Below are 15,954 nucleotides of genomic sequence, written 5' to 3'. Positions count from 1 at the left end.
GAAATGAGCAACCGAATAAATATCCATCAAGTGAATCCGGAGGCGTATGCAGCGATGAGCGGCATGGAGAAATTCGTAAGAGCCTCCAGCCTGGAGAAGCCGATCATTGAATTGGTGAAAATTCGCGCGTCACAAATAAACGGCTGTGCGTTCTGTATCAATATGCATACGAAGGAAGCACGGAGCGAGGGAGAAACTGAACAGCGCATCTATGCGCTGAATGCTTGGAGAGATACATCGTTTTTTTCGGAGAAGGAGCAAGCTGCGCTGGCGTTGACAGAAGCGGTTACCCTGATCTCAACCCAGCATGTGTCTGATGCGGTATACCAAGAAGCATCCAAGCACTTCGATGACAAATCATTATCCGAGCTCATCATGGCTATCGTTACCATTAACGGCTGGAACCGCATTGCCATTACAACCGGCTTGATGCCGGAGTAGACCTTCGCCCATCCTTTCAGATCACTCGAACAGAACCGCCCTCTCCGCATGCGATGCGAAAGGGGCGGTTCTTCGATTGGTGCAGTTATGCGGATAGACACTGACTATTGGCTGCGATTGAATCAACCAGGTCATGACTGCTTTGGCTTCGTACGCAGAGAACTCAGATTGCGCAATATCGCTTTGCCGGTCGGCGTCTGGGCAAGCCCTCCGCCGGCGGTCTCGCGATGCTTGTCCGGCATGGCGGAGCCCACCTCCAGCATCACCTGAATGACTTCATCCGACGGAATAGCGCTGCGCACGCCCGCAAGTGCCATATCGGCCGCCGCCAGGGCGGTCACCGCACCAAAGCCGTTGCGCACGATGCAAGGCACCTCCACCAGCCCGCCAACCGGATCACAGATGAGCCCGAGTGTGTTTTTCAATGCCAGCCCTACCGCATGTACCGCTTGAGCGGGATTGCCGCCCTGCAGCTCTGTCAGCGCGCCTGCCGCCATTCCGATCGCGGAGCCAACCTCCGCCTGACAGCCGCCTTCCGCGCCGGATACAAAGGAGTTATTCGCAATGACATACCCAATCGCGCCCGCCGCGAACAAGCCATAGGTCATATGCTCGTCCGACCAGCCGTAACGCTCCTGGCAGCTGACGAACACCCCGGGAATAATGCCACAAGAGCCAGCCGTCGGCGTCGCAATGATGCGACCCATGGAAGCATTCACCTCTGATACAGCCAGCGCATAGGCCATTGCATCTCCCGCGATGCCCAGATTGGAGGGAGATCGCTTATTGTAGGCAGCGACCCGCTGAGCATCGAGACCCGTTAGCCCGCTACGGGAAGTTGTGTCCTCCGTCAGCCCCCGTAGAACCGCATCCTTCATCACGGCATAATAATCGGCCATCTTCGCGAATTCGGCATCTGGTGATTGCCCGGATTCAGCGGCCTGCTCCGCAACCATCATTTCCCCGATGCTCGCGTCTTCATCGGCGCATAGCTTGGCTAGCTCATTCAGATGGCGAAACCTCATTCTCCTCCGCTCCTTTCGGCCCTTCCTCGGGACTTTGCAGCTTCTTCGCCGCCGAAAATTTATCTGTAATATCGACCACTCGGATCGTCTGAATCGCATGGATTTGCCTCAACTGGCTTAGCATAACTTCTGTAATGTCCGTGTCCAGCTCAATGACGGTCAACGCATCTCCGCTGCGGCTTTTCCGATCGACGGACATATAGCCGATATTGGAATGCTCCTCCTTCAGCTCACCCGTAATATCTGCAATCACTCCTGGAAGATCCGCATGAAAGAGCGCCAGTGTTGGATAGATCGCAGTCATTTTCACCCGGAAGCCGTTAATCTCTACGATTTCAATATTACCTCCGCCAATGGAAATACCCACGGTCTCTATGCTCTCTCCCGCTGCGCTTGTCAGCTTTATACGAGCCGTATTGGGATGTGGATACAACCCCTTTCCTTCGCGAAAATTGACCTCTATCCCCATCTCCTCCGCCAGAGAGATTGCATCCGGGATACGGGCGTCATCCGTCGAGAAGTCAAGAATGCCGCCGATAATGGCAACATCCGTACCATGGCCGGCATACGTAGCGGCGAAGGAGCCATAGAACGCGACGCCCACCTTCACAGGCGCAGCGCCAAGCAGATGCCTGGCTGAACGGCCGATTCGGACGGCTCCAGCTGTATGCGAGCTTGACGGTCCGACCATAGCCGGACCGATAATCGAGAATACATCCTTGAATCTCATCGGACACCTGCTCTCGTATCAGTCGTTCAACTAACGGGATACCGCATGTGATCCAATGCTTAAGCGGCAGCGCTCCAACCGGACGAAATCCATCATTCCGCTTGTTGTTGTCACTGTAGTGTATGCTGACAAGATTCCCTTCAACCATGCCCTGCCGCAAAAAAACGGAACGGACGCTGCTGATTGGCATAGCCAATCAGCAGCGTCCGTTCCGTCCATCTTTTCATCATCCCGATATCGGCAACGCCATTCTATTGAGCAGTTCTGACCGCTACAATATGCCGATCAATTCCGTTGTAATCAGTAATGATGCGAATATCGTCCCAGACGTCCATCGCGCGCATCAGCTCCGCGACGATGGCAGGCTGGCCCATGCCGAGCTCGAAGGCGACGATGCGCGGCATGGCCGGGAGCAGCGGCAGCTGCTCCAGCATGCGGCGGTACGGATCGAGCCCGTCCGCTCCGCCCTCCAGCGCGAGATGCGGCTCGTAATCCCGCACCTCGCGCTGCAAGCCCGGCATATCCGCCGCCGGTATGTACGGCGGATTGCTCACGAGCACGTCGATGCGCTTGCCGCCATCGACGGCTGTGCCCCCGCGCCCTGAAGCGATGAAGGGCGCGAGCAAGTCGCCCGGCGCAAAGGCGATGCGGCCCGATGCCTCGTGGCGGGCCGCATTCGCGCGGGCGACTTCCAGCGCGTCCGGCGACAGGTCGGACGCGCATACGCGCCAGCCGTGACGCTCAGCTGATAGCGTCACGGCAATGGCGCCGCTGCCGGTGCCGACGTCGACGACTGTCGGCGCGGCGGCGCCATCTTCGGCTGTCGGAGGCCAGAGGCGATCGGCAGCGGCCAGTACCGCTTCCACGAGCAGCTCCGTCTCGGGGCGCGGAATAAGGACGGCGGGCGTCACCGCGAACGGACGCCCGTAGAACCATTCCTCCCCGATCACATATTGCAGCGGCTCTCCAGTCGCCCTGCGGCGTACCAGCGACTCCCACACGGGCAGCCCGCTCTCGGGGAAAGCATCATGCCACGCCATCAGCAGCGCAGCACGATCGATACCCAGAATATGCAGAAGCAGCCGCTCTGCATGGCTGCGTCCATCTTCCACGCCCTGCTGCTCCAGCCATGCCCCGGCGCGATCTCGCGCTTCCCGAAGCGACATCGGCAAGCTGTGCCAGCTCTTCTCCGGCGCTTGCTCAACAGTCATATCAAAGTCCTCCTTTGGTCCAGCCCCTATAACAAAGAAGCCGAATTGCCCTCGCTTGCACTAGGCAATGTGCGCGGCAATCCGGCATCTATGTGACAAGCAAATGCATGTCTCTATCGTTTCATTCGCTTACATCGACTCGCGCTCCATTATTTCCGCTTGCTCCGCAATCGTGAGCGAGGAAATAATGTCCGCAATATCGCCGTTCATCACCGAATCCAGACGATGCAGCGTCAGGTTAATGCGATGGTCCGTCACACGGCTTTGCGGGAAGTTGTACGTGCGAATCCGTTCGCTCCGGTCGCCTGTTCCCACTTTGCTCTTGCGCTCGCCCGCATACTTGGCTTCCTCTTCCTGACGGCGGATATCGTAGATCCGTGCGCGAAGCACTTGAAGCGCCTTCGCTTTGTTGTCATTCTGCGATTTGCCGTCTTGGCAAGTTGCCATGATGCCTGTCGGTACGTGTAGAACGCGTACCGCTGACTTGGTCGTATTGACGGATTGTCCGCCTGCGCCGCTGGAGCAGAACGTATCGATCCGAATATCCTTGTCCAGAATTTCAACTTCGACCTCTTCCACTTCCGGCATTACCGCTACCGTCGACGTGGACGTATGAATACGTCCGCCAGACTCCGTTACCGGAATACGCTGTACGCGGTGCGCGCCGCTCTCATACTTCAGCTTGCTGTACGCACCTTTGCCGTTAATGGAGAAGATTACCTCTTTGAAGCCGCCGAGATCATTCTCTGTGAATTCCATCAGCTCTACACGCCAGCCTTGGGAATCCGCGAATTTCGTATACATGCGATACAGTTCGTAAGCGAATAAGGCCGCTTCGTCACCACCTGCCGCTCCGCGAATTTCCACGATAACGTTTTTGTCATCGTTCGGGTCCTTCGGCAGGAGCAGAATACGCATCGTCTCTTCCAGCTCGTTCTTGCGCGTGGACAGCTCATCAATCTCCATCTTGACCATTTCGCGCATTTCATCGTCCATCTTCTCGCCCTGCATCAGCTTGGCGTCTTCCAATTGCTCCGTAACCTGCTTATATTCCGTATAGGCGTCATGCGCCTCTTGTAGATCGGATTGCTCCTTGGACAGATCTCTAAGCCGCTTCGGATCGCTGGCTACGTCCGGATCGCATAGAAGCTCGCTTAGCTTCTCATATCGGTCGGCGAGTGCTTGTAATCGGTCAAACACGTTTATTCACCTCTGTTTTATTCCATTAAGATATACAATATCAATATTATAGCACATCCCGAAGGGTGTATCGATATGAGGTTTTAACCACTGCATCTTTTTTATCCACAATTCATCCACACACTGTGCACATCTTGTCCACATCGCATTTATTTTATTCAAATAAAGCGCGCGAGTGCCCTTGTCCAGGACAGCCTCACGCGCTTCATTACACGGCCGAATGCTCTTCTCTATTCGGCCCGTTATGATCCCCGTCTTGCTCTATACATTGAAGCGGAAGTGCATAACGTCTCCGTCGCGCACCACATATTCCTTGCCCTCCAGACGAAGCTGTCCTCTCTCGCGAGCCACGCCCATAGAACCTGCCGCTGCCAAGTCATCGAACGACACGACCTCTGCACGGATAAAGCCGCGCTCGAAGTCGGTATGAATGACGCCTGCCGCTTGAGGCGCTTTCGTGCCTTGACGAATCGTCCACGCACGTACTTCCTGCACACCTGCCGTGAAGTATGTGTACAATCCAAGCAGCTTGTATGCCGCACGAATCAACCGGTTAAGTCCCGATTCCGCCATACCCAGCTCCTGCAGGAACATCTCCTTGTCTTCGCCTTCCAGCTCGGCAATCTCCGATTCCACTTTCGCACTGATTGGCACCACTTCTGCGCCTTGCTCGGCAGCGAACTTGCGTACGATTTGTACGTACTCATTGTCGTCAGTACCGCCTGCCTCTGCTTCACTGACGTTCGTCGCATACAAGACCGGCTTCATCGTCAATAGATGCAGATCGCGTACCAGCAGCTTCTCATCGTCCGTAAGCTCCAGACTGCGCGCCGGCTTATCGTTGAATAGCGATTCCTTCAGGCGCTCCAATACTTCCACTTCCTGAGCGACCTTCTTGTCTCCGCCCTTCAAGTTTTTACGCGAACGCTCGATCCGCTTCTCCACCGTATCCAGGTCCGCCAAAATCAGCTCCAGATTAATCGTGGTAATATCGCTGATCGGATCGACTTTGCCAGCCACGTGCGTAATGTTCTCATCCTGGAAGCAGCGCACGACATGCACGATCGCGTCAACTTCACGGATATGCGCAAGGAACTTATTGCCTAAACCTTCGCCTTTGCTCGCGCCGGCAACAAGACCCGCAATATCCACAAATTCGAATGCGGTAGGCACAATGCTCTTAGGCACAACCAGCTCCACGAGCTTGTCCAGACGGTCATCCGGCACCTCTACTACCCCTACGTTAGGATCAATCGTACAGAACGGGTAGTTCGCAGACTCCGCTCCCGCTTGCGTAATCGCATTAAACAAGGTCGACTTGCCCACGTTCGGCAGACCTACAATCCCACAAGAAAGTGGCATATTAAATCATCTCCTAGTCACTATATCTTTGGACATTATAACTGATGAGTCCCCACAATAAAAGGATCACTGGGGAATTGCCAACCTTCGAATCCCTCCTGCGACGCCATTGGTATATGAAAGAATAAGACTGATGACATACAAAACTCCAGGAATCCAGTAGTGACAATGGATTTGGGGGCTTATTTCGTCATTAAAAATGAGAATCCGAAAGAAAACGATAGAATCTGAAACTTTTATGTTCCTCTGTCTAATTTTACAATGACACTGACTGTTGTTTTCTGTTTGTAATCCCCTGCATATTTACCCCGTACCGGATACACGCCTGTGTGCCCGCTAGGAGGCTCTACAAGATTGATATTCCACGAATAGGCAGTTGTATCCCACATCCACATGAACTCTTGTGCGAATGGCTTAGGGGCACAGTACAGCGCGGCTAAAAGGCTTGCGCTCTCTCAGTTATACTCAAACTGCCGAGAGAAGCTGGGCGTTCCGAGTTGCCAACGGATTGTTTCCTGCGCTTACAACACATACGATATGACATCCGCTGTATAGACCCCAAGATTGCCGACCGTGTGAAACTGGAACAGTACATCGTCCGTCAGCGTCGCCAATACGTGCTCGCATTGGTAGGTTATTGTCGCACCGCCGTTGGTGCGCTGCGCCGAGCTTAATACGTAACAGACCACCCTCTAGCCGTTTCATATATTTCCACCTTTCTAAAAATGAAAAGAGCACCGATGTGGCGCTCCGTTTTATTACAGTATGGACCAACTACGTTATAACGTCCTTTGAAGTGGTGTTCTTGAATCTCGAACACGATAAATCCTTGATTTAATATATTTCGTAAATCGCTGTTCAATCCAATGGTACGATAAATGAGATACTAATACTGAAATACTTATCGAAAGTACCGTAAAAATTAATAACAGGATAAAAGGAATCTGGGTGATATTGGAAATTTTTAATATTACTATTTTCAAAGGAAACATTACGAACGTATGCCATAAATAAAGGCTATAGCTGATATCTCCAAGAAATTTAAAAACTTTAGTTCGTAGAACACGCGATAGAAGACCTTCTTCATTTATTACCGTTTTAAAAAACAAGAAACTAAACAACAACGAAATACTAATATGCAAAGCGTTATAAGTTACTAATATTACTCCTAATAATATAACTCCATTAAAATAAAACCAAGGTCTGTACGTAACTTTCTCGTTTATTTTATCGATTAATTTAAAAAGAATGATGCCGACAATAAAAAACAATGCCCTAGGGTGAAAATAAATGAAAAGCACTGAAATAATTAAAGCTACAATTATAATTAGAGAACTCTTACTAGAACTTCGATTTATCGACGCACCGAATACTAAACCGACAAGTAGATAAAATAAAAACTCGTAGCTTATGGACCAAGCGACAAGCTGTGCTTCTGGAAGCGAAGGAAAAATCCCTGGTAATAACAATAAGTTTGAAAAAAAATGGATTACGTAATCTTTAATTGATATTCCACTCATCCAATCATAATTTATAATAGGTCCTGCCATAAAGATTAAAAGATGAATTACGACAAAAACAGGATATATTCTCAAGATCCTATCTATAAAAAACTTTTTCAAATTTTGATGTCGGGTGAGACTTTGTAATATTAAATATCCACTAATAACAAAAAACAAATTAACCGATACTGACCCCATAGACCCAATCCATTGTAATGGACCTTGTAAGGGAGCTATCAAACTTATAGATTCCAGCCCCGAATAACTATGAAATATAACAACTAATAGCGCAAGTAAACCGCGGAGTCCTTGTATAGTGACGTTTTGTTTTCTCATTTTTAAACCTGCCTTTAAAGTATTTCAAAACTATACCATACTTTACCGGCTTTTTGTTGATACTTTAACATAATTCGATAGTTATCTATTAAATACAATCTACTACACTTCTGCTTGCCAAGAAAATGCGATACTTTCTCCCAGATTGCCTGATGTATTTATACCAAAGGTCATTTATTAATGCCGGCAGTCAGCATCCAAACGATAGGTCAGCCAGATACCCTCTTGGTGTGACCTGTATACCATAAATTGACGGTCGTAAATCCAGACCGTGATTAACGGTTATGGAGTTGGAGCCGTTTTCGTCGCAGTACCTTTATTCCACGTCAAAAATACTTCATTGCTAGAAAAAAATAGTAACCTGCACCGGAATGCTCCTCTCTGCGAAGGCCATACTAAGGAACAGCAGGAGGTGAAGACAATGGAAAATCAATCGCATAAAGGCAACTACAAAGGAACCACGAAGATGAAAGCCAAAAATCAGGACATGGCTTTCGTGAACGATACCGTAGAGGACGCCAAGTCTGTAACCAACTTCTCTTCTACCAACAAAAAAACAGACTAACCTCTTCATGATCTCTCCTCTAGTCGAGAAGCCGCAAACTCATACAGCCACGCTGCAGCCGGTCCATACCGGCCACTGCGTGGCTGCAGAGTCACTCCACTTATCCGATTCCAGCAGGAAAGAATTAACCTTTCACTGCACCTTCTGTCAGGCCTTTCTCGATATACTTCGAAATAAACAAGTACACGATCAATACCGGCACAACGGTAAGCGAGACGGCAGTTGCCATCAGACCGAAGTCCGTACCGTACTGGGAGCTGATCTCACTCAGCAGTAATACGATTGGGCGAACCGCTTCTTTGTTAACAAAGATCAGAGCTGAGAACAAGTCATTATATGACCACAGGAATACAAAGATCGCTGCGGATGCAAATGCTGGTCTTGAGATCGGCAACAAGATCTTGGTAAATAACGAGAATCGATTACATCCGTCAATAAAGGCGGCTTCCTCAAGCTCCTTCGGAATCGTGGCCATATAACCCGCCAGAACCAGAATAGCAAAAGTCAGGTTGCCAGCCGTCTGCGGGAACATGAGACCAAAGTACGTGTTGACCAATTGCGTTTTGATCAGCAATTCGTAGACGGGAACGACTGTCGCGAATGCCGGAATAAGCAAGCTTGCATAAAGAATAGAGAACAATGCTTTCCGTCCTCGGAAATTGAATCGGGACAGAACGTACGCCGCAAGTCCGCCGAAAAAAAGCACGAGCAATACTGTACCGCCGGACATGATCAAGCTGTTCAAATACCCTTTGCCAATATTGATACGGTCGAATGCATTTGTATAGTTAACCATTACAGGATCAAATGCGATTTTAAACGAGTTGTTCATGACGTCACGGGATACCTTGAACGAGTTGTTCACGATCCAGAACATGGCGTAAATAGTCGACATCGACCAAGCGAACAATACGAGGTATGAAAAGAATTGGCCTATACTAAAGTTAATCTTTTTTCGTTTATAGACTTTTTGTTCTCCTCTTGCTAATTGTTGCATAAACGTACACCCCTAATACCAGCTTAGTATGTGATTTCATCTCTTTTCAGAAGTCGGTTGGCGAGCAGAGACAAGAGTACGCCGAAGACTACGATATAGATAGCAATTGTCGAGCCATAACCGAAGTTCTGGTCTACCATTGCTTTCTTATACATGTAAGTACCGAGTACTTCCGTTCCGTTCTGGCCTCTTGTCAACACGTAGATGAATTCGAACACTTTCAGCGTGCCCGTAATCGCCAGCGTGATGACTACCTTGATATCGCTCATGATCAGCGGAATGGTTAGCAGGAACGTTTTCTTAACGCCCGTTATCCCTTCCAGCTTCGCCGCTTCATAAAAGTCGGATGGAATCTTGGACATCGCGGTTAGGAATAGTACGAAATAAAAACCTACATAATGCCATACGGTTGGAATACCAACTGCTTTGAGGGCCATGCTTTCGCTAAGCCAATTGATTTTCGAGAAACCAAGGTTTTGCAAAATCGTGTTGAGCAATCCGAATTGGAAGTTGTAGAACAATACAAACAGCAATGCAATAGCTGTACCCGATATCACAACCGGGAAGAAAAATACGGTTCTGAAAAAGCTCTTGCCCCAAGTAATATTGTCAACTAAGACTGCCAGAAACAGCGCGATACCCACTTGGAACACAATAACATAAAACATTAATTCCAATGTATGAAGGGTGGCGGCGCCAAGCAAATTGTCTGAGAACATGCGGATATAGTTATCGAAGCCGACATACGTTCTTGTCGTAAACCCTTTTGTTCTGAAGAAGCTAAGGAACAAGCTTTTAAAGAACGGATAGTACAAAAACACTGACATAAATGCTGCCGCCGGCAACAGAAACATCACGATATACTTACGATCGCCCTTCATCATTTATCACCTTTGATGTTTATTTTCTGCCGCAAGGTTCGGAAATGATGACGCCGCCCATGAATCAGAGGGGCGGCGGCTATCATTTTGTCCTTGCGCGAATGACTCGTTAGAAACGTTCTTACTTAGCTGCGTCTTCGATTTTCTTAGCCGCATCAATTGCTTCAGCTGCTGTTTTCTTGCCTGTTACGACAGGCTGAACGTTAGCACGAAGCTCGGAGAAAGTTTCTTGCGTAACTTTGGAGTCAATTGGCGAGTTAACGGAAGTTGCTTCCGATACCATTTTGAATCCGTCAAGAACAGCTTGTGTCACGCCTTCTGGCTCAACACCAGCAGCTGCAGGCGTACCGCCGTTAGCTTCAGCAATGTTTTTAATTGTAGATGGTGAAGTCAGGTGTTTCAGCAATGCGATTGAAGCTTCTTTCTTAGCAGCGTCGTCATAAGTTGCTTTGGATACGTAGAAACCAGTACCGAAGCCGCCTACTACGTCTTTGCCAGTGCCTGCTCCGCCTGGGATTGCAGGGAAAGGAAGAACAGTTGTGTTCGCTTTAGTCTCGTCGGATAGACCGCCGATTGCCCACGATCCTTCAAGGACCATAGCTGCCAGACCTTCGGAGTAGTAGTTCGCTGCCATACCAAGATCGATTGTTGCAGCGTCCTCTGGGAATGCGCCAAGGTCATACAGTTCTTTCATAGCTTCCAGGCCTTTTGCCCAGTTTGGATCTACTGCTTCTTTCAGACCTTTGTTTTGGCTTTCAGTACCAGCAGCTGCCAGAATGAAGTGCTCAAGCAGGTAGTGTGATTGGTCGAATGGACCGGACAAAGGAATGATGCCTTTTGCTTTCAGGCCAGAAACAGCTGCTTTCATTTTGTCCCAATCAGTAGGAAGCTCAAGGCCGTTGTCAGCGAAGATCTTTTTGTTAACAAGCAGACCTTCAAAGAAACCTGTCAAAGGAATTGCGTATGTTTTGCCATCTTCATGTTTAGCGAATTCAAGAGCTGCTGGAGCGAAACCGTTTTTCCACTCTGGGTCAGCATCCAGAACCTCGTCCAAAGGAACAACTTTTTCGGATTTGATAATTTCAGAAGCGTCAGTACCGATGAAGTAGAACAGAAGGTCCGGCTCGTTGCCGCTTGTCATGTCTGTATTTACTTTTGTTCTAAAGCCGTCATCGTTTGCGGACATAGTGTCGTTTTCGATTTTCACATGCGGGTTAGCTGCTGTGAACTCGTCAAGCGCTTTTTGGAAAGCTTCGCGAGCTGCGTCAGTACCGCCGAATGTGGAGAATACACGAAGGTTAACAGGGTCTGGTGCTTTGGATGGTTCTGTTGTTTCAGATGGCGTGCTCGAAGGCGTGTTGCTTGCACCGCCTGTAGAGTTGTTCTTATTGCCGCCACAAGCAGCAAGGAACATTGTCATCACGAGAAGCAAGCTTACGATAGTCAATGCTGATTTCTTCACTTCGAAAATCCCCCTTAGTGTTATTAGGACCTCAGCCGGATCATTAGACCGGAATTCGTTTGCCCTACACTCAAAATGTTAGGACATATCTACTGGGTCGTCAACGGCTTGGAGGGCGTTTTCGGGGGGACATTCCTCTAATAACGGGGGGGACATTCCTATGGCCTTCAGGGGTACATTTCTCTAAAATAGGGGGAAAATTTATGTCGCATAAAAAGAGGCGATCCGCTTCTTGCGAATCGCCTTCTCTCCCGCCTGTATTCTGCTTACATCCGAAGCGGCGCTTCCTGCAATTCTGCCCGTTTTTGCAAGTAACGGAAGAACGCAATTGAGGCCTCAGCCCTTGTCACCTGCTTCTTCGGCAGGAACTTTCCGTCTGCTAAATTCATGATACGGAGACCGACAACAATCGCTGCTTGCCCCGTATTTGCTATATCTTTGCTGTCTTTGAAGTTTGCTTTGAAGATATGGTCATAGTTGGCCAGCGAATTATAGCCCAGCGCCCTGACGATCAGCTCTGCCATCTCGTCACGGGAGACCTTGGCGGCGGGATTGAACGAGCCGTCTCCGATATCAATCAGGTTCTGCTGCAGGGCGCTCTCTACGTAGGCGAAGTAAGCAGAACCAGCTGCCACATCATTAAAGGATGCCTTGCTCAAACCAGCGATTGAAGCCGTATCGTAGGCAAACTGTCGGCCGCCGCTTCTGGCCAATACCAGCATCTTAATCAGTTCGCCGCGGGTGATCGTCTCGTTCGGTCGCACTTTGCCGTCAACTAGGTCTAAAGCCTTATAGGCAACCATGAGACCCAGAGACTCTTCCGCCCAATGCCCCTCCGCATCCGTTGGCTTTGGGATTTCCAATTGAGTCGGCTCGCCGGTCTCGTTGCTGCGCCACTCTCCGGTCAACGCATCCAGCACAACGTTTTCAGGACGAGGCTTGGGCATCTGCTGATAGACAAGCTCTACTTTTGATTGCTGTGTAATCTCTTCGGAGTCGTCCAGACCGGCCGCAAGCAAGGTCTGGTATTTCTCGACGGGAATCGGCTCGCCGTTCAAGCGGTATTCGGAGAACAGCCGGTAGGTCAGCCCAATGTTGTAATACTGCTCGAACCGATCCAAAACCGTGCTTCTATCGATCGTCTTGGGAGCTTGCCCCGGGTACGCAAAATCAGACAGATACGCGCTATAATTCTCCACCGCACCCGTTACCGCATTAATGGCGACCGAGATATGATCATACGTCACTGTAGCGCCATGAACCTTGCGGACAAATGTCATATAATAGGCGCCGATTTCCTCCGGAGTACGATCCTTATAGCGATCCTCCGAAGGCTTCTGGAGATAAATCTCATGTGTCTTCCACGGCAGCAGCTTCTTCACGACATCGATTGCGCGCTCGACCGCTTTATCAAGCGTGATGCCGCCTTCCGCTGCTTGGCCGCCTTTTCCGTTTTGATAGCTATAATATTCCGAGATTGTTCCTGTATGGCCGTCAACGCTGGCATGGGCGAAGCCGGTATCCTTACCGTCTTTCTTCGCGCTCCACTCCAAACTCCATCTAGTGCTCGACTTGTCTGCCTCATCGACATATTCATTGAAGCTGGCGTTCTGCAGCTTGTATTCCTGCGGCAACGCAAATGCTTTCTCCACGGCGGCTGCCGCCTCTTCTTGGGTGAGAGTGACCGGCACAGGAGGCTTGGCAAGCGGCTCTGCCGACAATGGCTCCTTCGACACCTCTTGGCGAATGTACGCCGAATACCCGTTTCCAGGCAGCGGCTCGCCTGTCTCCGCCTGAATGACGACTGGCTGCACACCATAATATAAGACAGGTTCTTTCTTCTGTCCCGAATAGGGAATGAAGTAAGCCAGCTCCGGCTCAGCATGCTTACGGATGCTGGCGGTTGCTGCTTCTTGAGAGATCGGCTTGACCGAAGCAGGGAAAACAATTGTATCATCCCACTCCAATCTGAACTGAAGAACATGGCCCTCGCTGTCGATCGATAGCTGTATGTAATTGTCGATATAAGATATCCCATTCACAATCCGGTCATAACGAAGCTCATGACGCACCTCTCCCGACAGAGGAGGCAAGATTTGGACCCCGGCATCCGAATTAAATTTCACTTGGGACACATAGTCCGCGGCGATCTCGCTAATGAAATCCGCAGCCAGCTTTTGGGCCGCCTCGCGATTCACTTTAAGCGGATAAACAGGCTTTGCATTCGTCTGATCCGTATACGATTCAAAGCTAAGCAGCTGGCCGCTGTCGGCATGAAGCGAGGCATAGATCGATCCCAGACGTTTGCCGCTCACTGTCTTTACAAATTCCATGCCCCATACGGGGATTGAACCTTTTTGCTTCTTTATAGATGAACTGCTCGCGCTCTGAAGCTTGTAGTCGCTTGGAATGTTTATGTATTGCCTAAGGAGCTTTTCTGCCTGAGCCTTATCTATGGAACCCTTTGCGGATGCACGATCCTTGTTGTCTGCATCGTTCGAAGCTGTATTGCCGGAAGCCACATTTTCAGTCGCCGCTTTGGCAGCCGTATTATCGGCGGATGCCACGGGCACGCTGCAAAGGCTTGCCAGCATCGCAGCCGCGAGACTTAACGCCACCGCTTTCCTGATTCGTACGCTCAACTTCGTTCCTCCTGACCAATTGTAAATTTATTCATATTTATAACGAAGCGGATTGTCAATCGGTTGCAGAATGAATGAGAAAATGGAAAATAAAAAACGCCACCGTCGCAAGCAGCTATGCGCTGCAAGTACGGTAGCGTTTCAGTCCTCCAAGAAAGGAGGACGTTATTCTTACAATTGGTTGGAGATTTTGTTTTTCAGGGCGTCTTTGCTTTGCAGACCGACCATTTTGTCTACAGGCTGGCCGTCTTTGAACAGAATCAGCGTCGGAATGCTCATGACGCCGAATTGGGAAGCAAGTTCAGGCTCTTCATCCACGTTGATTTTTGCGATTGTCGCTTGGCCGGAAAGTTCGCCAGCAAGCTCTTCTACGATAGGAAGCTGCATTTTGCAAGGTCCGCACCAAGGAGCCCAGAAGTCTACCAAGGATACGCCGCTCTCTACGCTTTGTGTAAAGTTATCTTTTGTCAATGCTACTGCTGCCATTGTCAATCATCCTCTCTAAGACATGATTTATGATAAAGGGAAGTCCCGTCTCACCAAAGATAAGCTGTGTGTTCGTGTTCAGCACCGAGAAGGTGAACGCAAGATTCGATGTCGAATGGGCATCTTGGACATGCTTCGTGATCAATAGACGAATTTTGAACAACCTCTGTTAGCAGGCATGGATTTGCTTCAGGACATCGCTGATCGTAATGCCTCTGAAGTGATCCTCAAGTTGTCTCTCTGCCTGACAAAAGATACCGAACATGACCTGGTTCATATTAGAGCCCACGACGCAATCCATCTCTGGATTGCCGGAGCACCAGCTCGGTATAAGCGAGCCTTGCGCCATGACACGATAGATATCTGCCAGCGTAACAGAATCCGGATCAAGCGTTAGACGATAGCCGCCTCCCGAGCCTTCCCGGGTTTCGACAAAGCCGCCTTTGCGCAATGCGCTCATCACCTTGCGGACACGGGCGGAATGCGTACGCACGTTATCGGAGATCATGTCGCTGCTTGCCATCTTCTCCGGCAAATAAGCCAAGTAGACGAGACTGTGTACGGCAATTGTAAATTCACTGTTCACGGTAAGCGGGCCTCCCTGCTTTATACTGTAATAATATCCGTTACAGTTGATGTTGTCAAGCGCAATACGGCCCGTTCCCTGATTAGGTTGCGAAAGACGGAGTCCGCTTATGCACCGTACACGATCGCAAGCCTCTTATAATTTTACCCATCGCAGTCATGAGCGAATCATGACCCCGAATATATATGAAGGGAGTCTCCAATCAAGTGCGGGATACGCGCGGAATAGGAGGTGAAAACGGTGGGTTTGTTCGGCAATCGCTGGGTAGCGGTGCGCACGGAAACCGGCTCTAGGGCCGATGTGATCGATCGGCTTCAGGCGTTGTTCAAGAGCCATGGCATCAAGTCCAAAATTACCTTTGAAGGAAATACGCTGAAACGGATTCATGTACCGAAGAAAGAGATCGAACGGGCAAGGGAGCTGATTGAGACTTTCGATAAGGAACAATAACAGATAAGTAAGTTGCAAGGCGGCGGCGCCCTTGATGGCGTCCGCCGTTATTTTATTGTAAAGATGTAACGCTCTAGC

15 protein-coding genes are annotated in these 15,954 nt (G+C 49.8%); 3 read left to right on the top strand and 12 right to left on the bottom strand.

Annotated elements, in window-relative coordinates; all coding sequences use genetic code 11:
• The first annotated feature begins 3 nt into the window (after positions 1 to 3).
• Entirely contained in the window at positions 4 to 441 is a 438-nt protein-coding gene (locus ACFVSO_RS24050) for a carboxymuconolactone decarboxylase family protein (RefSeq protein ID WP_387478594.1), read from the top strand.
• A gap of 131 nt (positions 442 to 572) precedes the next feature.
• Here ACFVSO_RS24050 and sdaAA read toward each other — a convergent pair whose 3' ends face one another.
• The 6 genes from sdaAA to ACFVSO_RS24020 form a co-directional block, all read right to left on the bottom strand.
• Positions 573 to 1,466, bottom strand: a complete 894-nt coding sequence (gene sdaAA, locus ACFVSO_RS24045; RefSeq protein ID WP_387478591.1) for an L-serine ammonia-lyase, iron-sulfur-dependent, subunit alpha — start codon at positions 1,464 to 1,466, stop codon at positions 573 to 575.
• Entirely contained in the window at positions 1,444 to 2,196 is a 753-nt protein-coding gene (gene sdaAB / locus ACFVSO_RS24040) for an L-serine ammonia-lyase, iron-sulfur-dependent subunit beta (protein ID WP_387478589.1), read from the bottom strand. The genes sdaAA and sdaAB overlap by 23 nt, the downstream gene beginning before the upstream one ends.
• 251 nt (positions 2,197 to 2,447) lie before the next feature.
• Positions 2,448 to 3,407, bottom strand: coding sequence for a peptide chain release factor N(5)-glutamine methyltransferase (gene prmC / locus ACFVSO_RS24035; protein ID WP_387478586.1), 960 nt, complete (start codon positions 3,405 to 3,407; stop codon positions 2,448 to 2,450).
• Positions 3,408 to 3,536: 129 nt separating this feature from the next.
• Positions 3,537 to 4,607: a peptide chain release factor 1 gene (prfA, locus tag ACFVSO_RS24030; protein WP_387478583.1), complete on the bottom strand. Its 1,071-nt coding sequence runs from the start codon at positions 4,605 to 4,607 to the stop codon at positions 3,537 to 3,539.
• A gap of 261 nt (positions 4,608 to 4,868) precedes the next feature.
• Complete coding sequence (gene ychF / locus ACFVSO_RS24025; protein ID WP_387478580.1) at positions 4,869 to 5,969, bottom strand: redox-regulated ATPase YchF; 1,101 nt, start codon at positions 5,967 to 5,969, stop codon at positions 4,869 to 4,871.
• A 779-nt stretch (positions 5,970 to 6,748) separates the two neighbouring features.
• A complete protein-coding gene (locus ACFVSO_RS24020) occupies positions 6,749 to 7,807 on the bottom strand; it encodes an acyltransferase family protein (protein WP_387478577.1) in 1,059 nt (352 codons plus the stop codon).
• Positions 7,808 to 8,228: 421 nt separating this feature from the next.
• On the opposite strand from ACFVSO_RS24020, the gene ACFVSO_RS24015 reads away from it, so the two are divergent.
• Complete coding sequence (locus ACFVSO_RS24015) at positions 8,229 to 8,372, top strand: hypothetical protein (RefSeq protein ID WP_387478574.1); 144 nt, start codon at positions 8,229 to 8,231, stop codon at positions 8,370 to 8,372.
• A 124-nt stretch (positions 8,373 to 8,496) separates the two neighbouring features.
• Here ACFVSO_RS24015 and ACFVSO_RS24010 read toward each other — a convergent pair whose 3' ends face one another.
• From ACFVSO_RS24010 to ACFVSO_RS23985, 6 genes are all read right to left on the bottom strand, one after another.
• Positions 8,497 to 9,369 carry a carbohydrate ABC transporter permease gene (locus ACFVSO_RS24010; protein ID WP_387478571.1) on the bottom strand — a complete coding sequence of 291 codons (873 nt, stop codon included), beginning with the start codon at positions 9,367 to 9,369 and terminating at the stop codon, positions 8,497 to 8,499.
• Positions 9,370 to 9,392: 23 nt separating this feature from the next.
• Entirely contained in the window at positions 9,393 to 10,253 is an 861-nt protein-coding gene (locus ACFVSO_RS24005; protein WP_387478568.1) for a carbohydrate ABC transporter permease, read from the bottom strand.
• A gap of 118 nt (positions 10,254 to 10,371) precedes the next feature.
• Positions 10,372 to 11,712 (bottom strand): ABC transporter substrate-binding protein, encoded by a 1,341-nt coding sequence (locus ACFVSO_RS24000; RefSeq protein WP_387478565.1) that lies wholly within the window; start codon positions 11,710 to 11,712, stop codon positions 10,372 to 10,374.
• 266 nt (positions 11,713 to 11,978) lie between these two features.
• Complete coding sequence (locus ACFVSO_RS23995; RefSeq protein ID WP_387478562.1) at positions 11,979 to 14,354, bottom strand: S-layer homology domain-containing protein; 2,376 nt, start codon at positions 14,352 to 14,354, stop codon at positions 11,979 to 11,981.
• A gap of 171 nt (positions 14,355 to 14,525) precedes the next feature.
• Positions 14,526 to 14,840, bottom strand: coding sequence for a thioredoxin (gene trxA / locus ACFVSO_RS23990; RefSeq protein WP_119802096.1), 315 nt, complete (start codon positions 14,838 to 14,840; stop codon positions 14,526 to 14,528).
• A gap of 169 nt (positions 14,841 to 15,009) precedes the next feature.
• Positions 15,010 to 15,426, bottom strand: coding sequence for an RrF2 family transcriptional regulator (locus tag ACFVSO_RS23985; RefSeq protein ID WP_387478559.1), 417 nt, complete (start codon positions 15,424 to 15,426; stop codon positions 15,010 to 15,012).
• A 240-nt stretch (positions 15,427 to 15,666) separates the two neighbouring features.
• On the opposite strand from ACFVSO_RS23985, the gene ACFVSO_RS23980 reads away from it, so the two are divergent.
• Entirely contained in the window at positions 15,667 to 15,876 is a 210-nt protein-coding gene (locus tag ACFVSO_RS23980; protein WP_387478556.1) for a hypothetical protein, read from the top strand.
• The last annotated feature ends 78 nt before the right edge of the window (positions 15,877 to 15,954 follow it).

It is taken from the genome of Paenibacillus sp. NPDC057967, assembly GCF_042887015.1.
GTDB lineage: Bacteria > Bacillota > Bacilli > Paenibacillales > Paenibacillaceae > Pristimantibacillus.
This window is presented reverse-complemented; position numbering and strand designations above follow the sequence as displayed.